At 40.1% G+C, this 18095-nt stretch carries 18 protein-coding genes; 10 read left to right on the top strand and 8 right to left on the bottom strand.

From position 1 onward, the window contains the following. Positions 1–60: 60 nt before the first annotated feature. From hypF to hypB, 6 genes are all read left to right on the top strand, one after another. A complete protein-coding gene (hypF, locus tag ACFE93_RS02915) occupies positions 61–2409 on the top strand; it encodes a carbamoyltransferase HypF (protein WP_375471941.1) in 2349 nt (782 codons plus the stop codon). 65 nt (positions 2410–2474) lie between these two features. Continuing rightward, complete coding sequence (locus ACFE93_RS02910) at positions 2475–2735, top strand: HypC/HybG/HupF family hydrogenase formation chaperone (protein WP_375471940.1); 261 nt, start codon at positions 2475–2477, stop codon at positions 2733–2735. Between the two features lie 137 nt (positions 2736–2872). Continuing rightward, complete coding sequence (gene hypD, locus ACFE93_RS02905) at positions 2873–4051, top strand: hydrogenase formation protein HypD (protein WP_375471939.1); 1179 nt, start codon at positions 2873–2875, stop codon at positions 4049–4051. A 61-nt stretch (positions 4052–4112) separates the two neighbouring features. Next, positions 4113–5216 (top strand): hydrogenase expression/formation protein HypE, encoded by a 1104-nt coding sequence (gene hypE / locus ACFE93_RS02900; RefSeq protein ID WP_375471938.1) that lies wholly within the window; start codon positions 4113–4115, stop codon positions 5214–5216. A 20-nt stretch (positions 5217–5236) separates the two neighbouring features. Continuing rightward, on the top strand, positions 5237–5578 hold the full coding sequence (gene hypA, locus ACFE93_RS02895; RefSeq protein WP_375471937.1) for a hydrogenase maturation nickel metallochaperone HypA: 342 nt from the start codon (positions 5237–5239) through the stop codon (positions 5576–5578). Beyond that, positions 5569–6393: a hydrogenase nickel incorporation protein HypB gene (gene hypB, locus ACFE93_RS02890; RefSeq protein WP_375471936.1), complete on the top strand. Its 825-nt coding sequence runs from the start codon at positions 5569–5571 to the stop codon at positions 6391–6393. Before hypA ends, hypB begins: the two co-directional genes overlap by 10 nt. 276 nt (positions 6394–6669) lie before the next feature. Here hypB and ACFE93_RS02885 read toward each other — a convergent pair whose 3' ends face one another. From ACFE93_RS02885 to ACFE93_RS02860, 6 genes are all read right to left on the bottom strand, one after another. After that, a complete protein-coding gene (locus tag ACFE93_RS02885; protein WP_334822780.1) occupies positions 6670–7044 on the bottom strand; it encodes a hypothetical protein in 375 nt (124 codons plus the stop codon). Beyond that, positions 7034–8041 carry an LLM class flavin-dependent oxidoreductase gene (locus tag ACFE93_RS02880; RefSeq protein WP_375471935.1) on the bottom strand — a complete coding sequence of 336 codons (1008 nt, stop codon included), beginning with the start codon at positions 8039–8041 and terminating at the stop codon, positions 7034–7036. Before ACFE93_RS02880 ends, ACFE93_RS02885 begins: the two co-directional genes overlap by 11 nt. Before the next feature lie 148 nt (positions 8042–8189). Next, on the bottom strand, positions 8190–8552 hold the full coding sequence (locus ACFE93_RS02875) for a hypothetical protein (RefSeq protein ID WP_292861626.1): 363 nt from the start codon (positions 8550–8552) through the stop codon (positions 8190–8192). Between the two features lie 343 nt (positions 8553–8895). Continuing rightward, complete coding sequence (locus ACFE93_RS02870) at positions 8896–9207, bottom strand: hypothetical protein (RefSeq protein WP_292861629.1); 312 nt, start codon at positions 9205–9207, stop codon at positions 8896–8898. Positions 9208–9209: 2 nt separating this feature from the next. Continuing rightward, positions 9210–9491 carry a hypothetical protein gene (locus ACFE93_RS02865; RefSeq protein ID WP_292861632.1) on the bottom strand — a complete coding sequence of 94 codons (282 nt, stop codon included), beginning with the start codon at positions 9489–9491 and terminating at the stop codon, positions 9210–9212. A 39-nt stretch (positions 9492–9530) separates the two neighbouring features. Next, complete coding sequence (locus ACFE93_RS02860) at positions 9531–9953, bottom strand: hypothetical protein (protein WP_375471934.1); 423 nt, start codon at positions 9951–9953, stop codon at positions 9531–9533. Between the two features lie 1020 nt (positions 9954–10973). Here ACFE93_RS02860 and cysK point away from each other — a divergent pair. The 4 genes from cysK to ACFE93_RS02840 all read left to right on the top strand — a co-directional run bounded on the left by cysK (position 10974) and on the right by ACFE93_RS02840 (position 15217). Further along, positions 10974–11933 (top strand): cysteine synthase A, encoded by a 960-nt coding sequence (cysK, locus tag ACFE93_RS02855; RefSeq protein WP_375471933.1) that lies wholly within the window; start codon positions 10974–10976, stop codon positions 11931–11933. A gap of 682 nt (positions 11934–12615) precedes the next feature. Next, positions 12616–13311: an NYN domain-containing protein gene (locus tag ACFE93_RS02850; RefSeq protein WP_375471932.1), complete on the top strand. Its 696-nt coding sequence runs from the start codon at positions 12616–12618 to the stop codon at positions 13309–13311. Between the two features lie 101 nt (positions 13312–13412). Continuing rightward, a complete protein-coding gene (locus ACFE93_RS02845; protein ID WP_375471931.1) occupies positions 13413–14123 on the top strand; it encodes a response regulator transcription factor in 711 nt (236 codons plus the stop codon). A gap of 5 nt (positions 14124–14128) precedes the next feature. Next, on the top strand, positions 14129–15217 hold the full coding sequence (locus ACFE93_RS02840; protein WP_375471930.1) for a sensor histidine kinase: 1089 nt from the start codon (positions 14129–14131) through the stop codon (positions 15215–15217). A 305-nt stretch (positions 15218–15522) separates the two neighbouring features. Here the strand turns inward: ACFE93_RS02840 and ACFE93_RS02835 are convergent, their stop codons facing one another. Next, positions 15523–16404 carry a CoA-binding protein gene (locus tag ACFE93_RS02835; protein WP_375471929.1) on the bottom strand — a complete coding sequence of 294 codons (882 nt, stop codon included), beginning with the start codon at positions 16402–16404 and terminating at the stop codon, positions 15523–15525. A 298-nt stretch (positions 16405–16702) separates the two neighbouring features. Further along, complete coding sequence (locus ACFE93_RS02830; RefSeq protein WP_375471928.1) at positions 16703–17929, bottom strand: ATP-grasp domain-containing protein; 1227 nt, start codon at positions 17927–17929, stop codon at positions 16703–16705. Positions 17930–18095 lie beyond the last annotated feature (166 nt).

Genomic DNA, 18095 nt, shown 5'->3' with positions numbered 1-18095 from the left:
CGTAATGGGCTTCGCCCCGCTACGCTAACGTAATTCGTAATTTTGGAAAGTCAAATTTATATGGCGACTGAAGAAATTAGAGTTGGCGGTACTGTTCAAGGAGTAGGATTTCGCCCTACTGTCTATCGTTTTGCTAAAGCCTGTGGTTTGACTGGAGATGTTTGTAATGATGGTCAAGGTGTATTAATTAGGGTATCTGGTAGTGAGGAAGCAATCACAGAATTTGTTGCCAGATTGCAAACGGAATGTCCACCGTTGGCAAGAATTAATCAACTAACTAGAACTCCTTATGAAGGTGAATTGAAATTTGATAATTTCGTGATTTCTAGTAGTGTCAGTAATGCCATTACAACAGAAATTACTCCTGATGCAGCCACTTGTCCACAGTGTCAACAAGAAATATTCGACCCCTTTAGCCGCTTTTATCGCTACCCCTTTACTAACTGTACTCATTGCGGCCCCCGCCTGAGTATTATTCGTGCCATTCCTTATGACAGATGCAATACCAGTATGTCTGCGTTTGCGATGTGTTCAGAATGTGGAAAGGAATACCACGATGTCGAAAACCGCCGTTTTCACGCGCAACCTGTAGCTTGTCATGTTTGTGGCCCCGCAGCTTGGTTAGAACGCGCCGATGGCAAATCGGTTACTGCTTCCATGTTTTCGATGTTGGATGATGTCGATGCTGTTTGTACCTTGTTGCAAAAAGGTGAGATTGTAGCAATTAAGGGGTTAGGTGGTATTCATCTAGCTTGCGATGCAACACAGGAAACCGTTGTACAAAAACTACGTCAGCGAAAAAAGCGCTATCATAAACCCTTTGCTTTAATGGCGCGGGATATTGAAGTAATTGAACAATATTGTATTGTCAACACCAAAGAAAAAGAATTATTAACAAGTTCTGCTGCACCAATTGTTTTATTACAAGCTTCAGAGAAAAAACAATTAGCATCGTCAGTAGCATCAGGACAAAATACTCTTGGTTTCATGCTACCTTATACGCCCTTGCATCATTTAATTCTGCGGCGGATGAATCGTCCAATTGTTTTAACAAGTGGCAATTTTGCTGATGAACCACAATGTATTGATAATGACGAAGTAAGGGAAAAATTAGGGACAATCGCTGATTATTTTCTCTTGCACAATCGAGAGATTATTAATCGGGTAGATGATTCAGTTGTGCGTGTTATGGGTGATAAAGCTCAAACAATTCGCCGTGCCAGAGGATATGCACCAGCATCAATTAGTTTACCACTGGGATTTCATAAAGTACCGCAAATTTTAGCAATGGGCAGTGAGTTAAAAAATACCTTTTGCCTATTGCGTGAAGGAGAAGCGATTCTCTCTCAACATCTAGGAGATTTAGAAAATACTGCCGCTTTCAACGCTTACCAAGAAACTTTAAATTTATACTTAAATTTATTTGAGCATCAACCAGAAGTAATCGCCATTGATAAACATCCTGAATATCTCTCAAGCAAACTTGGTAAAGAACTTGCGGACACAAATCAAATCAAAATTTATCCTATTCAACATCATCACGCTCATATCGCCGCTTGTATGGCGGAAAATGGGATTACTTTAGATTCACCTCCAATATTAGGTATTGCTTTAGATGGTTTAGGTTACGGTGACGATGGCACACTTTGGGGTGGAGAATTTCTTTTAGCAGATTACCGGAAATTTCAGCGACTAGCAACATTTAAACCAGTAGCAATGATTGGTGGCAAACAAGCAATTTATCAGCCTTGGCGTAATACTTATGCTCAATTAGTAGCTGCTAATCTTTGGGATGATTGCGAGCAAAAGTATGCTGATTTAGAAATATTTAATTTTTTGAAAAACAAGCCACTTAAGCTACTCAATCAACTTATAGAGAAAAAGATTAACTGTCCTCCAGCTTCATCAGTGGGGCGCTTGTTCGATGCAGTGGCGGCGGCTATCGGTATTTATAGAGACGAATGTAGTTATGAAGGACAGGCTGCGATCGCAATGGAAGCTATAGTAGATGTTAGCAGCTTAAATAATAATAAAGAAACGCTAATATATCCTTTTAGTTTTAGCTTTTCAGGTAGTATTTATTGTATAGACCCGCGCCCAATGTGGCTAGCCTTGCTCGATGACTTACAGCAGCAGATTCCACAAGCAGTTATGGCTGCCAAATTTCACCAAGGTTTAGCTAATGCGATTGTGGAAATGGTTAAGCATCTTAGCCAAGAAAATCTGATTTATCAGGTAGCCCTAACAGGAGGAGTATTTCAAAATTGTATATTGTTAGAGCAAGTTACCAAAAGATTACAAACATTGGGAATAAAAGTACTTACTCACAGCTTAGTACCAGCTAACGACGGCGGATTATCTTTAGGACAAGCAGTGATTTCAGCCGCACAATTAATACATGAGTCTTGATAATTGACAAACGTTGTTTCACAAATAGTTTCCTCTACAGTTAGTTCATCTTTACAAATCAAAAAATGTGCTTAGGAATCCCCGGACAAATTATAGAAATTACCAACATTAACCATAAATTAGCCATAGTTAACATTGGTGGTGTTAAGCGCGAAGTAAATATTGCTTGTATCGTAGATGAACAACATCCCCCCGAAGCTTGTATTGGGGATTGGGTGCTAGTGCATGTTGGCTTTGCGATGAATCGAATTAACGAACAAGAAGCGGCAGAAACATTACAACTATTGCAAGAATTAACAGCAGCAGAAGCAGGGATTAGTACGTGAATCAGGCAGGAGGCAGGAGGTTTAAATCTAGATGAGGCAACTCTTGGAGACGCTGCGTCAACGCGATTTGTTAAAAAAACTCTCTACTACAAAAGCGAAATTAACAGATACATAAAACTCACTACTCTTTACTTTCTATGAAATATGTTAACGAATTCCGCGAACCGGAAAAAGCTGAAGCCTTATGCCGTGAAATCGCCAAATTATGCCATCGACTAGAAAAACCTATCAAAATCATGGAAGTATGCGGCGGACATACCCATTCAATATTTAAATATGGTATCGAAGAAATTTTACCCCAAGCCATTGAACTAATTCATGGGCCTGGTTGTCCAGTATGCGTTATGCCAAAAGGGAGATTAGATGATGCGATCGCAATCTCTCAAAATCATAACGTCATTTTTGCCACCTTTGGCGACGCAATGCGAGTTCCTGGTTCCAAAACGAATTTACTACAAGCCAGGGCACAAGGTGCAGACATCCGTATGGTGTACTCTCCCCTAGATAGCCTACAAATTGCCAAAGATAACCCCGACAAAGAAGTAGTTTTCTTCGCATTAGGCTTTGAAACCACAGCCCCCAGCACCGCCTTCACCATTTTGCAAGCCGCAGCCGAAAAAATTCATAACTTTAGTATGTTTAGCAATCACGTCCTCGTGATTCCCGCCCTCAAAGCACTATTAGATAATCCCGACTTGCAACTGAATGGATTTGTTGGGCCTGGCCATGTCAGCATGGTAATTGGCACTGACCCATATCAATTTATTTCCCAACAATATAATAAGCCGATAGTCGTTTCAGGATTTGAACCCTTAGATATTCTCCAATCAATTTGGATGCTATTGCACCAGATAGTAGAAAATCGCTGTGAAGTTGAAAACCAATATAACCGAATTGTAGAAAAAAGTGGGAATACAGTAGCATTGCAAGCCATAAATAAAGTTTTCGCCGTGCGAGATAGTTTTGATTGGCGTGGCTTAGGTGATATTCCTTATTCAGGATTACAAATTCAACCTGAATATGCCCAATTTGATGCCGAACTTAAATTTACTATTCCTAATCTCAAAGTAGCCGACCATAAAGCCTGTAAATGTGGAGAAATTCTTAAAGGAGTCTTAAAACCTTGGGAGTGCAAAGTATTCGGTACAGCTTGCACCCCAGAAACGCCAATCGGTACTTGTATGGTATCTTCCGAAGGTGCTTGTGCAGCCTATTACAAATACGGACGACTCTCCACAATTGCCAAAAAAACAATCGCCCAAAAACCAAAAATAACTCAAGAACCCCTCCCCGCTTGCGGCTTCTCCTCAGACTAATAATACTTTGCGTACCTCTGCGCTTCCCTTTGCGTCCCTTTGCGTTTAAAAAAATTTTAATATGAATATTTTCCCCACAAACTCAATACAAAATCCCCTATTCCAAAAAATAGAACAAGCCCGCCGTCGCCAAAATAAAGTGCAAGACACTCATATAACTCTCGCACATGGTAGCGGTGGTAAAGCCATGCGTGATTTAATAGATGATATCTTTGTCAGCAATTTTGATAACCCAATTCTCTCGCAACTAGAAGACCAAGCCAGCTTTAACTTAGCCAGTCTCATGCAACAAGGAGACAGACTTGCATTTACTACAGATTCTTATGTAGTAGACCCATTATTTTTTCCCGGTAGTGATATAGGAGAATTAGCTATAAACGGCACAGTTAATGATTTAGCTGTCAGCGGCGCTAAACCTTTATATTTAACTTGTAGCGTAATTTTAGAAGAAGGATTACCTGTAGAAACCTTACGCCGTGTCGCAGCCAGTATGAACGCAGCTGCAAAAAATGCTGGTGTTCAAATTGTCACTGGTGACACAAAAGTTGTACATCGTGGTGCTGCCGATAAACTCTTTATTAATACTGCTGGGATTGGTATCATCCCGCGAGGAGTTAACATTTCTGCTCATAACATTAAACCTGGAGATACAATAATAATTAATGGTGAAATAGGCAATCATGGGACAGCAATTTTAATTTCCCGTGGCGAATTAGCCTTAGAGACTAATATTGAAAGTGATTGTCAGCCATTGCATAGTTTAGTAGAAACTATTCTCCATACATGTCCCCAAATTCATGCTATGCGAGATGCTACACGCGGTGGTTTAGCTACAGTCTTAAATGAATTTGCCCTCAGTTCCGATGTGGGAATTTATCTTTTTGAAGAATCTATCCCAGTGCGTGAAGAAGTCAATGGAGTTTGCGAAATTCTTGGTTTAGACCCATTGTATTTAGCTAATGAAGGTAAGTTAGTTGTGGTGGTTCCAAAAAAGAATGCTGATAATGTTTTATCAGCTATGAAATCCCACCCAGCAGGTAAAGATGCTTGTATTATTGGCGAAGTTATTACCTCACCCCCAGGTATCGTTTTATTAAAAACAGCTTTTGGTGCTGAAAGGATTGTTGATATGTTAGTAGGCGACCAATTGCCACGAATTTGTTAATCTTTAATAGATTTTATAGGATGCACGAACTTGGAATTACTCAAAATATTGTGGCAATCGTGACTGAACACGCCAAAGGCGCAAAAGTGCAACGAGTTTTATTAGAAATTGGTAAACTTTCAGCCATTATGCCCGACGCTATCCGATTTTGTTTTGATATTTGCACTCAAGGCACAGTTTTAGCAGGGGCGACATTAGAAATTTTGGAAATTCCTGGGTTAGGGCGATGTCGCCAATGCGGTGCAGAAATTTATTTAGATAAACCATTTGGTATCTGTAACTGCGGAAGCGCGCAATTAGATTTAATTAGTGGTGAAGAACTTAAAATTAAAGAAATAGAAGTAGAGGAATTATGTGTGTAACCTGCGGTTGTACTGATGATGGCGAAACTAAAATTACCAATCTGCAAACAGGTGAAGCGGAACATCACCATCATACTCACACTTTACCAGATGGTACTGTCATCACTCACTCCCACAGTCATAACACTCATATAGAAGCATCTCAAATTCATGCCAAAATACATAACACAACAATATCTTTAGAACAAGATATATTGGCAAAAAATAACCTGCTAGCTGCCCAAAATCGGGGATGGTTTAAAGGTCGAAATATTCTCGCCTTAAATTTAATGAGTTCTCCTGGTGCAGGGAAAACAACTCTTTTAACGCGAACCATTAATGATTTAAAGCATCAATTATCTATTAGTGTCATTGAAGGCGACCAAGAAACTGCTAACGATGCCAAAAAAATTCAAGAAACAGGCTCTAAAGTCATCCAAATTAACACTGGAACAGGCTGTCATTTAGATGCATCCATGATAGACAGGGGTTTACAACAACTGAATCCGCCACTCAACTCAGTTGTGATGATTGAAAATGTGGGGAATTTGGTTTGTCCAGCCTTATTTGATTTAGGAGAAAATGCAAAAGTTGTAATTCTCTCTGTTACGGAAGGAGAAGATAAGCCGATAAAATATCCGCATATATTCCGTGCTAGTGATGTAATGATTCTCACGAAAATTGATTTGCTAGCTTATGTAAATTTTGATGTGCAAAAGTGTATAGCTTATGCTATTGAAGTAAATCCCCAAATTCAGATTTTTCAGGTTTCTGCAACTACTGGTGTAGGGTTAGATAATTGGTATAAATGGGCAACTGAAAAGGTGATAAAATAATTTTTTAAAAACCTAATTAAACAGAATATCAACCAGTCCACTCTTATATAACTTTACCTCCTTTTAACAAAAAAACACTCCCACCTTATAGTAAAAACTCTGCGCTCCTTTGCGTTTTCCTTTGCGTACCTTTGCGTTTCAAATAAAAGCTATCATCAATCCCTCTACAGGTTAATGAAAACTAGAAGATGATTTTGATAAAAATTGCAACACCCTGCACTCTAAAAGTACAGGGTGAAAGACAGCTATAAGGATGATTCCCAGTTTATATTTACCTCAAAGCCAATCTCGATAAGCAGATATTTCATTTACGCTGATTTCAAACGGCATCCCTTTGCCAAATGGCGGATAAACGCGAATTTTGCCATTGGTAGCAAACCGCTCTAACCTGTTACCCAATTGGGGAATATTGCTGACGATATGCCAGTAAGATACTAAGTCAGGGCAGTCAATAATTAGTGTGAGGATGTTAGCATTTGTTGTAAGATACCATTGACAATTAGATAACAGTACTCGCGTAATGCGATCGCAGGCTAGATAAAAGCATCTGCCAGCAGACTGTTCTAACTCCATTTGCAGCATTCCATCCTGTTTTGTTACCTCAGCGGGAGGTAAATCATCGGGAGGAAGCAAGTATAGTTTAGAAGACATAATTTCGCACCTCTTGGTTGTAGCGCGTCAAACTCTCTAAGTTTTTTTGCATATCCGCAGACGAGGGTTTGAGTGCTAGCGTACCTAAATCTAATTCGTCCTGAAATTTCTTGATTTTGTCTCGACAAGTCTCCACATCACCAATAATTGAGTTCTCAATCAAATAGTCTTCATCGAAACAAATATTTGTGCGATCAAATGGTTTTTGGTTGGGATTCGGATTATTCTGCAATAGTTGAGCCGAATTAGCTTTCATTTTCTGGCTAAATTGGCGAACAAAAGGTAACGCTTCACTCACCGCCTCGTCAAATGTTTTGCCAACAAAAAAGAAGCGTGCCAGCACAAATTTTTCCGCACCACTAGAATTTAAGGCTCGATATTTGGTAACAGTATTCTTCAATCTTTCTAGGGAAAATGGCGGCCCACCCATCAAGCTGAAGGAATGTTTAGCAGCCAACTCGATACCGTCATCACCACCAGTGGCAACATAGACTGGGATTTGACTTTGCAATGGTTTCGGGTAAATTGTCAAGCGATCGCATTGATAATATTGCCCATTAAATGATACATCAGTTTCATATAACAGCTTTTGAATCAATGCGATCGCCTCTAGCATCTTGGGACGGGATTCACTTGGGAGTGTCGCAAAATGCTTGTTTTGTTGAGGAAAGGGGCCGCCTTTGGCAACTCCAAATAATAATCGTCCATTGCACAGGTTATCCAAAGTGGCAATATCTTCCGCTACCCTAATAGGGTTATGGAATGGCAGCAACACCGCCGCAGTGCCTAATTGGATAGTTGAGGTCAATCCCGCCAAATGTGCCATTAACATCAACATAGACGGGCTGAGATTAGATTCACTAAAATGGTGTTCGCTTACCCACGCTTCCTCAAAACCTAAGCTTTCTGCCTGTTTTACCAGTGCAACTTGCTCAAAGATGGCACGACGAGCATCTTGGTGAAAATTATCGTAATTGCAGAAAATTCCAGTTTTCATTACTTGCGTTGATACTTTATATTCACCGTAGGTGCTGATTCTTCTAGTGGTCGATAGGTTTGTAGTAAGCACTTTAGTGCTTAAATATTTGAGGAATAAAGTCCTCTCTACAAAAGCATTTACCCCTCTCAATTAATGCGATGAATCACTAAGTTGCAACCCACTGCAACTCCAACCATAGGCGTGGGTTGTTCTCTTTGACCTTCGACATCGGATCGCGCAACAATCGCTTGGCATTCATGCAAACAACCTGGATTAGACCCATATTGTCTGCTACTTCTCTGAGTATTTCTTTTTGAGCTTGCACGCAGGAAATCATTTCGTCAGAGCAATAAATTCCTATATATTGCAAACGTCTGGCAGGTCGTCCCCAAAAACAGGTGATGACTTTCACATAACACCCATCCAGCAATTCTCCAACTTGCGGGTAGTAATGGTTGACGACTCTTGTGAATTCTTTGGCTAAGATATCTTCAGCAATCATTAGAACTGATATTTCTGTAGCGTCCATCACGCTATTTAATATAGCATAATTTTATCAGTTAAACATGACAAAATAGTATGGCAAGCTGGAATAAAATATTAAATATTACATAAAAAAAGAGGTGTACCTCATTCGATATCACCTCAGATTTGTGTAAAGCACCTTTATATTAAAAATTCGTAATCTCTAATTCGTGATTCGTAATGACATTCGCAAAATAGCCAACTTAATTATATTATATATAGATTCGGATTGAAACCCTATCCATAATAAATATTACGACTTTTAGAAGGTCGCTGACTCTAAGTCTTAATTTAATTACGAATTACGAACTATTGTTGAATTCTAACTTTTGAATTTTCAATTATTATTACCGAGCATTGCGTTCGCAAACTAAGACCTCTGCGATGATATCCGGCACATTTACAAAGTCTGTAAATCCTTCAGAACCAAGGATTGGTGAAATAAATGTATAGTTTGGATCGCACACTCCATTGTCATATACTTGAATAAACCACCTATCAGGAAATCCTTCTATACCTAGTTCCACAGTGTACCAACTCTCCCCAATCAGACGAGAGTTAAAGATTGTAAACCAGTCTCTGTTCTCTTCTGAAATATTCCAGTCTGCCATGAGCAGTTCTAAAGCTATTTGTCCCGCATCCGTTGAAGTCAACAACATTTTTACTCCTTATTTGCAACTTCAGGATTTACAACTTCAGTATTGGGAACTTCCGGGTATAAACCTAATTCTTTAGCTAGCTCACGCGCCACAAAAAATAAAAATTGGGCACCATCTTGATTGCCTTCATGGGCAAACATAGTTGCTACTTGTAACATTGTTTGTACTAAACCAGAATCAATCAATTCGGGCTTAGATTCTAAAATTTCTGGTTCCTGACCATTAGGGCATTTAAGTAATTCATCAATCAGATTAAAATACAGCTGTTCGCGTTGTTCTGTCATGGTAATTTTGTTGATTTGAGTGAGTAAATTGTGAATAAGTTACTGTTCGATACTTTGGTGCCACAGTCTTTCCAACATTTCAACTTGTTCTTTTAAGACAGCAGCACGATGAACAAGATATCTGTCGTAAAAAAGAATTCCTAACCCAACACAAATGGGGGTTAACAGGAAGAACCATTGTAGGATAGTGGCAAATTTATATTGTTCAGCAACAGTCAACATTTGATGAACCACATTACGATCGGAGGATTGAATGTTAGTTTGAGGGGAATGTGTACCCTCTGTGTAGGGAGCCAAGGTGGGAGCATCTGTAGTTGTGTTGTTAACTTCGCAAGCTAAATTCTGAGATTTTACTAACTCCAGATGTCGCTCCCAAACGATGCCAAATACTACTAGTTCTGGTGAAAGCACTGCTAAAGTAATGACGCAAACTGTGAGAAAACTTAAAAGTTTGGCTTTCATCTTGGCTCTCCCTCGCTAGGTAGTATGCACCCAGTAAGAAAATATCTTTTGCTGTTTCTCTAAAGTAGTTGTATATTTCTACCTATCAAACAGTTTTGATATTAAAATATGTGTAATTGGTAATTTTCACAATCGTTAGTTTTCAGTTATTTTTCTCATCACCACTGATCTCTGACTAATAAAAAGTTACCAACCTTTTCACAAAACATAGGATTATTCACTCAGAAGTAACGCACTTAGATTCGGTCATCTGGTTTCATCTTACTCTCAAAAGAGAGATTAAGAAGTCCCCCCTAGTTCACTAAGCTTGCGCTCAGGAATGTTGGGGGGTAGAGGGGAATCTCTGCGTAAATCCTATACGATTTATATCAGCCGCTCTCCACAAAACAGTTTACCCCGGCCCTGTTAAGATTATTAAATTCATTAGAATAGTACTCAAAGTCTATAAGCCTCACCTAATAAGTATTTTAAAAATTCATTGGGGTATGGGTGCTAGTGTTTTTCGGACGGGGTTCTAGTATTTACGAGGTAGGGTTCTGGTGTTTTTGCACTCAACTTTAAAGCAATGTAGGCAATGGTTAAAGACTATTTTTGATGTAATTTTGGACTGACAAAATCTGTACTCAAAAGAAAATATTAATGTCTCTTGATAAAGATAGACTAATAAATCAGGAAAAACAATTAAATATTTTAAAAATCAATTATTATATTTTCCTAACAAGTAGAAAATAAAGAAAAAATATTTATATATACAGAATTACAAAAATTGAATCTTAGCCCAAGAGACAATAGTTAACAATTCCAAATGGTAAAATATAAGAATGATAAGCTAGCCTCTTCTCAAGCGAGAATCAATGGGAATATCTAATAAAAGTTCTTCCTAAGCTTTCATATTGTGTGGTTTAGTTAGAATACATACTATATGCGCTCATTGGCATGAAACGGCAAAATAAATACATCAAAGCTTATTGTTAGAAGTAAATACTCTGTACTAAAATTTAGGATTTTCGGAGATATCTAATGCGGATTGCTCAAGACGTAACAGAACTGATTGGACGAACTCCTTTAGTTCAACTGAACAAGATTCCTCAAGCTGAGGGAGTAGTAGCAAGGATAGTTGTTAAATTAGAAGGGATGAACCCAGCGGCTTCGGTGAAAGACCGCATTGGGTTAAGTATGGTACTCTCGGCAGAAGCGGCTGGCTCAATTTTCCCAGGAAAGACCATTTTAGTTGAACCTACTTCAGGTAATACAGGAATTGCTCTAGCGATGGTAGCAGCAGCACGTGGCTACCGTTTGATTTTGACGATGCCAGAGACTATGAGCCAAGAACGACGGGCTATGCTTAGAGCTTATGGTGCAGCTTTAGAATTGACACCAGGAACTGAGGGTATGCGAGGAGCAATTCGCAAAGCCGAAGAAATTGTGGCTAATACTCCCAATGCTTTCATGCTGCAACAGTTCCGCAACCCTGCCAATCCCAAAGTTCACCAAGAAACCACTGCTGAAGAAATTTGGGCAGATACAGACGGGGAAGTAGATATCGTCATTGCTGGGGTAGGTACTGGTGGAACGATTACTGGGATTGCCGAAGTACTCAAACAGCGCAAGCCAACTTTTAAGGCGATCGCAATTGAACCCAGCAACAGCCCAGTTCTTTCTGGCGGTGAAGCTGGGCCACATAAAATTCAAGGTATTGGGGCTGGATTTATCCCAGATGTCCTCCGCCTAGAATTGGTTGATGAAGTAATTAGAGTCAGCGATGAACAAGCGATCGCCTATGGGCGACGTTTGGCAAAAGAAGAAGGCTTATTGTCTGGCATATCCTCTGGTGCAGCTTTGTGTGCTGCAATTCAAATAGGTAAACGTCCAGAAAATGCCGGACGTTTAATTGTGATGATTCAGCCTTCCTTTGGCGAACGTTATCTCAGCACACCCATGTTTCAAGATTTGTCTTTAGAAACCGCTGGCGTGCGTTAAAAAAACAGGGAGGCTAGAGATCAACAAACCTCCCTGTCCTTCTCATTTGGCTCTTACATAAATTAAGGCAACTTACCTTTTGAGGTGCGACATCGAATCGCACTATTACATTAGTAGTACAGCACGGCGTAAATAAACCACCTATTCCAAATCAACGAAACGGTTATACTGCATTCGTTTTGAATTTTAAATTTGGAATTTCGGCTTGCGGTACTACTGCTTCTAACTCCTTGACATTCCCACGGCTGCGTAAATATTGCTACGCTCATTCTCCCTAAAAGCCGTGGTATTCTTGTGCGGAACTTGCCTATGTTGGGTTGCCCCGATTACAGTTCTTATAATTCATGCTTGCCCGAACTATAAATATAGCACTTCTGGGTTGAGTGCAATACAGACCTAAAAAACAGTCCCTACCCTTACAAAAAGATTTATTTTCTCGAAACTCTTGCTGTCTCGGTGGGTAAAGATTAACATATCTGTGGGCAGAAGCAATATCTTCTTAAATTAACCCTAACAACACTGAAAACCTTGGTCTATCTATTTTGAATCTTGTTTAGCACCAGTTAAGCTTATCTGCATATAGTGACTTAAGACCATTACCTGCTAGGTTATAAATCAGTACAGACTATACTATAGACAATTTACTCAAAACTCTTTTCAGCTTTAAAATTCAGAGGTATCAATGATTATAACTAATTTTAGCAAACAAAGAAATGAATTTAAGGAATCTAAAGTACTCAAAGCTAAACCACATTGGCAAGGGCAAAATTTGAGCGATACTGCTGTCAAAGGTAAAGATACCAAGATGCGAGATCCTGCACCTGATAGTTCGATTTTGAATAACTTAAATCGCGGTCGAGTTGCTATTTTTATTGATGGCTTAAGCCTGTTCCATACAGCTTTACAACTCGGCATAGAAATTGACTACGTTAAATTGCTTTGTCATTTAACCAGCGGTTCCAGACTGTTGCGTGCTTTCTTCTATACTGGGGTTGATATCAGTAATGAAAAGCAACAGGGTTTTCTCTTGTGGATGCGTCGTAATGGCTATCGCGTAGTGGCAAAGGAACTCGTTGTACCAACAGAGAATTTCAAAAAATCAAATCTGAACGTAGAAATTGCTGTAGATATGATAACTTTAGCTCCTTACTACGATACAGCAGTTTTAGTCAGTGGCGATGGAGATTTAGCTTATGCTGTAAACGCTGTCAGCAGAATGGGGGTTCGAGTGGAAGTAGTCAGTCTGCAAACAACGACTAGTGAAAGTTTGATTGATGTTGCTGACTGCTTCATTGACCTCGATAGTATTAAAGCATACATTCAAAAAGATTCTAATCTTGGCTATAGTTATCGCACAGTGTCAAATTCAAACCTCTAATTAAAAAGAGGCGAAGAGTGGGAGACACAGGGACGCGGTTAAAGACATCTCCGTGTCTCCGTGTCTTTGCTCTGACCATTTTGCTCGACCCTATATTTCAGATGGATATTTTAATAGTTGAAGATGAACCAGAAATAGCTCATTTAATCGAACTCTCTTTAGAAAAAGAAGGATTTTTTTGTCGCACTAGCCGCGATGGCATGAATGCTTTGCGGATGTTTCAAGAGCAACCACCGGATTTAATCATTCTAGATTTAATGATTCCTGGTTTGGATGGGTTGGAAGTTTGTGCCCGAATTCGCCAGAAACCAGGTGCAAAAGATCCTTACATTTTAATGCTCACGGCTAAGGGTGAAGAAATCGATCGTGTCATCGGTCTATCTACTGGTGCTGATGATTATATGGTCAAACCCTTTAGCCCCAGAGAGTTGGTAGCTAGGGTGCGGGCACTATTACGGCGTAGCCTCCGCCAAGGGGGACAACATCAAGTCAATCGTACCCAACACTTTATTGTCGATGTAGACCAGCGCACTGCCAGTCGCCAAATGAATTCTCAAGAAGTTGAAATTTTGGACTTAACTACCCTAGAATTTAACTTGCTAACCACCTTTGTCAGTAATCCTGGTCGAGTTTGGAACCGCACTCAACTAATTGATAAACTTTGGGGAGATAATTTTTTTGGCGATGAACGAGTTGTAGATACTCATGTAGCTCGGTTACGAAAAAAGATTGAACCCGATCCAGCAAATCCTACTTTTATTAAAACTGTTGTTGGGGTGGGCTATAAATTTGAAGATCCTCTGGTAGCGTAAATATTATGAAGATGGGGCTGAGAGGGCGCCTATTTTTCTCCCACTTAGTGGTAATGATCGTGGGGGTAGCTAGTCTGGTGAGCATCAGCAAAATCTCTTCCCCCCGCTTGTTTGTCTTGCATTTGGAAGGATTAGAAAATCAGGGGTTCGACTTAATCGATGTCCGTGCTGAATTGGTTACAGGATTTGAACTTGCTTGGCAGCGAAGCACTATTTGGTCTGTCTTAGTCGGTACTACCGCCGCCGGAGGATTGAGTTACTGGGTGTCCAGACGGATTATGCAGCGATTGACCGAGATGGAACAAATCACCCAAAAATTTGCTGCTGGTCAGATGGATGCACGGCTACCTGTGTCTGACATTCCAGAACTTAGTGGATTGAGTACCAGTTTCAACCGAATGGCAGCCAGTTTAGAAGGTGTAGAAGCGCGGCGGCGAGAAGTGATTGGAGATATGACCCATGAATTACGAACACCATTAACTGTGGTGCGTGGTTATTTGGAAGAACTGGCTGATGGAGAAATTGAAGCATCTCCTGAAATATATCGGCGTTTAGCTAAAGAAACTCGACGCTTAGAGCGGCTGGTGAACGATTTACAAGAACTATCTAAGGCAGAAGCAGGTTATCTACCAATTAATATCCAACGGGTAAATTTGCGTCCGTTATTAGAGTCATTAGTGGAGAAATTTACCGACCAACTATTAGAAGATGGGCCAGTTCTGCTATTGCAATGTCCATCTGTGCTACCCCCTGTATTGGCAGATATTGACCGGACGGAACAGGTATTGGTTAATCTGCTAGGTAATGCAGTGCGTTACACTAACGAAGGTTCAATTACCATTGGTGCTGGGACTGAAGCATCTCAACTCTGGATTGCGGTTAGTGATACAGGCATTGGTATCGCTCCAGAAAATTTACCTCATGTGTTTGAGCGTTTCTGGCGAGCTGACCAATCGCGCGATCGCCATTCGGGAGGTACTGGTATTGGTTTAACTATTTCCCGCCGTTTGATTGAATTACAAGGCGGTCAAATTCAGGTAGAAAGCGAATTGGGAGTTGGTAGTACGTTTCGCTTTTTTCTGCCTTTGGCTTGAGTTGAGCCATAAAACCTTGAAATCCGAGGGATTGACACAAGGTAGTCACGGCTGTGTCATACCCAATTGCTAATTTGAAAGTATCCAAAATCTTGGTTTGTTGATGAATGCCAGGATTTTAGAAATGCATAGAGTGTAACATTATGTCTACTTTTATTTTGGCTGCTTTTTTGGTTAGTTTACTCAGTGCTTCGGGTTACGCTGCGATCGCTTACCTGTTCCCTCAAAATCGTTCCCAAGACTGACCAATTAAAATAATTCGTAATTCGTAATTCGTAGTTAAGAATTGAATTACGAATTAGTAATTAGTTAATTTCCTTTCGCAATAATTCTGGAATTTGAGAAGGGCGTTCGGCTACTGGAACTTCCGCTTCTTTTAAAGCAGCTAATTTACTTTGGGCTGTGCCAAAGTTAGGATCGCGTCCGATAACCGTTGCTAAAGTCCCAGTTTGACGCCAACTTTTTCCTGGTGGTGCTTGTCTACCTGCAATGTAGGCAATTACTGGTTTATCAATTGCCTCAGCAATATACCGCGCTGCTGCTTCTTCACTACCACCACCAGGTTGACCGACTAAAACGATCGCTTGTGTGGTTTCATCCTCATCGAGAATTTGCAGCCATTGCAAAAATGAGGAACCGACGATCGCATCACTACCAATACTGACACTAATCGACTGCCCTAAACCTGCTTTTGTTAATTCGTATGCAATTTCGTAGGTAAGGGTACTGCTACGACTAACGATCCCCACTGTTCCAGGGGTATAAAATTCGCTAGGTTGAGTCCCTAAGAGAATTTTTCCCGGTACAATGATCCCCGGACTATTTGGCCCGATTACCAAAGTTTCACAAGCTTCGGCTTTGCGGAGTAATTGCACCATATCCAAAGGCGGCACACCAGCAGTAATAATAATAATCTGGCGAATATTAGATGCGATCGCTTCTAATGCTGCATCTAACACATCGTAAGGATCTACACAAATAATTGTTGTGTCAATTGCCCCAAGTTGTTCTATTACCTCCTCTACTAAATCAAATACCGGCAGTCCATGCAGTTCCTGTCCGCCGCATCCAGGATTGACACCAGCTACTAAATTTGTGCCATAAGCTTTCATTTGATCGACATGAGTGCTTGATATAAATTCACAAAAGCCTTGAATTAAAACTTTACTTTCTGGCGTTAGGTTCATAAAAAATTACCGTAAGTTTGGCAACCCAGCGCCTTCAAGCACTGGGCATAAAAACAACACATTTATAGTGTCGTATTGATTTAATTTTTACTGAAATTCCAAAAATTAGCGTGGAAGCTGAGTGTTCCAAAACTCAGAAAACCAGCCTCTAGCTAGGAATATTCAGTTTGAATGCACTATATAATTTAGTCCCATAAAGCAAAGCTGTACTTGATTTGAACATCAAATTCAAAAATTTATACCTGACGGTAAAAATTAATAATTTTTGATTTTTGAATTGAAACAAGGAGGACATTCACTATCTTTTATTAGCCGTTGGTTTAGCAAGGAGAACTGCTGCTGCCACTGCCTCATCTAAATTTTCTACCACGACAAGCGCATCGGTGTAGGTTTTTAGTGTCGTCAAATATTTTCTCGCAGTGTTAAATTCAGAACCAGCAAGACGGACAACTAAGGATGGAAAATTAAGCTGTCGCCGAACTTTACTACCATTAGAACGTACAACCTGTGATTGAAGTTCGCTGTTGTCTGACTGCACAACTCTAGCTATAACTTCAGCCACTTCCTCAGTTTGCGGAATGCTACCCAGAAAGTTAATTAGTATTACTTGAATGCTTTGATCGGCCTCCAGCATTTTCAAACCTGTTTCTAGGCGATCGCGGAAGGTAGTTGGTGTAGTATCTGTAAGGAAAGCATGACGTAGATTCAAACAAACACCTGGATTGCCACCAGCGTTCGCAACTAAATCTAAAGTTGCCATCACTGAACCAGTACCATTACCTAAAATACCGATTTTCCCATGCATTTGTACACCATCCCAGTCGCCTAAAATACCGTTAATTTCAGTAGTAGTATGACGACTGATAATTTTTGCTGCCATCTCGGCCAGATCGGGATGACGCTTGATCGACCGTTCGTTGACCCTGACTTTACCATTAAGAGCCATAACTTGACTAGTAGTACTGACTGCCAAGGGATTAATTTCGACTAAATCCAGGTCTTTTTGGACAAATAAGTGGTACATCTTCTCCACAACACTGCTTACCGACTGCATCAGCGTCCCTTGCAAACCCATTTTCAAAGCCAATCGTCTAGCATAAAATGGCGAGAATTCCTGTTCTACGACAACGTAGTGCATTCTTTCCCCAGCCGATTCCCAATCGATGTCTGCTTCTTTGCAACCTAAAAGTACCGGTCGGCAGGCAGCAGTGTCTAAAACTACTGCTAGATAAAATTCTTGATTGGCGTCGTATTTAGATTCTGCCAGCACAACTTCCGGCAATTCACCCCATATTGGTAAACTAAAGATATTTTGAGCAGCTGCGATCGCATCGATAGTTGTTTGGGCAAACCTGACTCCACCCGCTTTTGCCCGTTCTGCTCCGTGGACTTGAGATTTCAGTACAATTGGAAAGCGAATTTTTAACCGTTTTAAATCTGTAGGATGGTCAATTCGTTGGGAAGGCAATACTGGAATGCCTATCTTTGCAAACCATTCTTTAACTTGGTACTCTAATAAATCCATTGATACACCTTGTATTGACACTTTCCAAGCTTTTGGTTAGTCCTGTCTTAATATTTTGCAGCACCTTTATTGCAGAATTAACCTTTTTGCAGCTATGAAAACTTATTTTTTACGGATCAATTTTATCGAATTCAGCAAATTCAGCATATTAATTTCGATAGCCAAC

Source organism: uncultured Nostoc sp. (genome assembly GCF_964247315.1).
In the GTDB taxonomy this organism is placed as follows: Bacteria; Cyanobacteriota; Cyanobacteriia; order Cyanobacteriales; family Nostocaceae; genus Nostoc.
The sequence above is the reverse complement of the archived record's forward strand: the minus strand, read 5'-3'. Positions and strand labels throughout refer to the sequence as shown.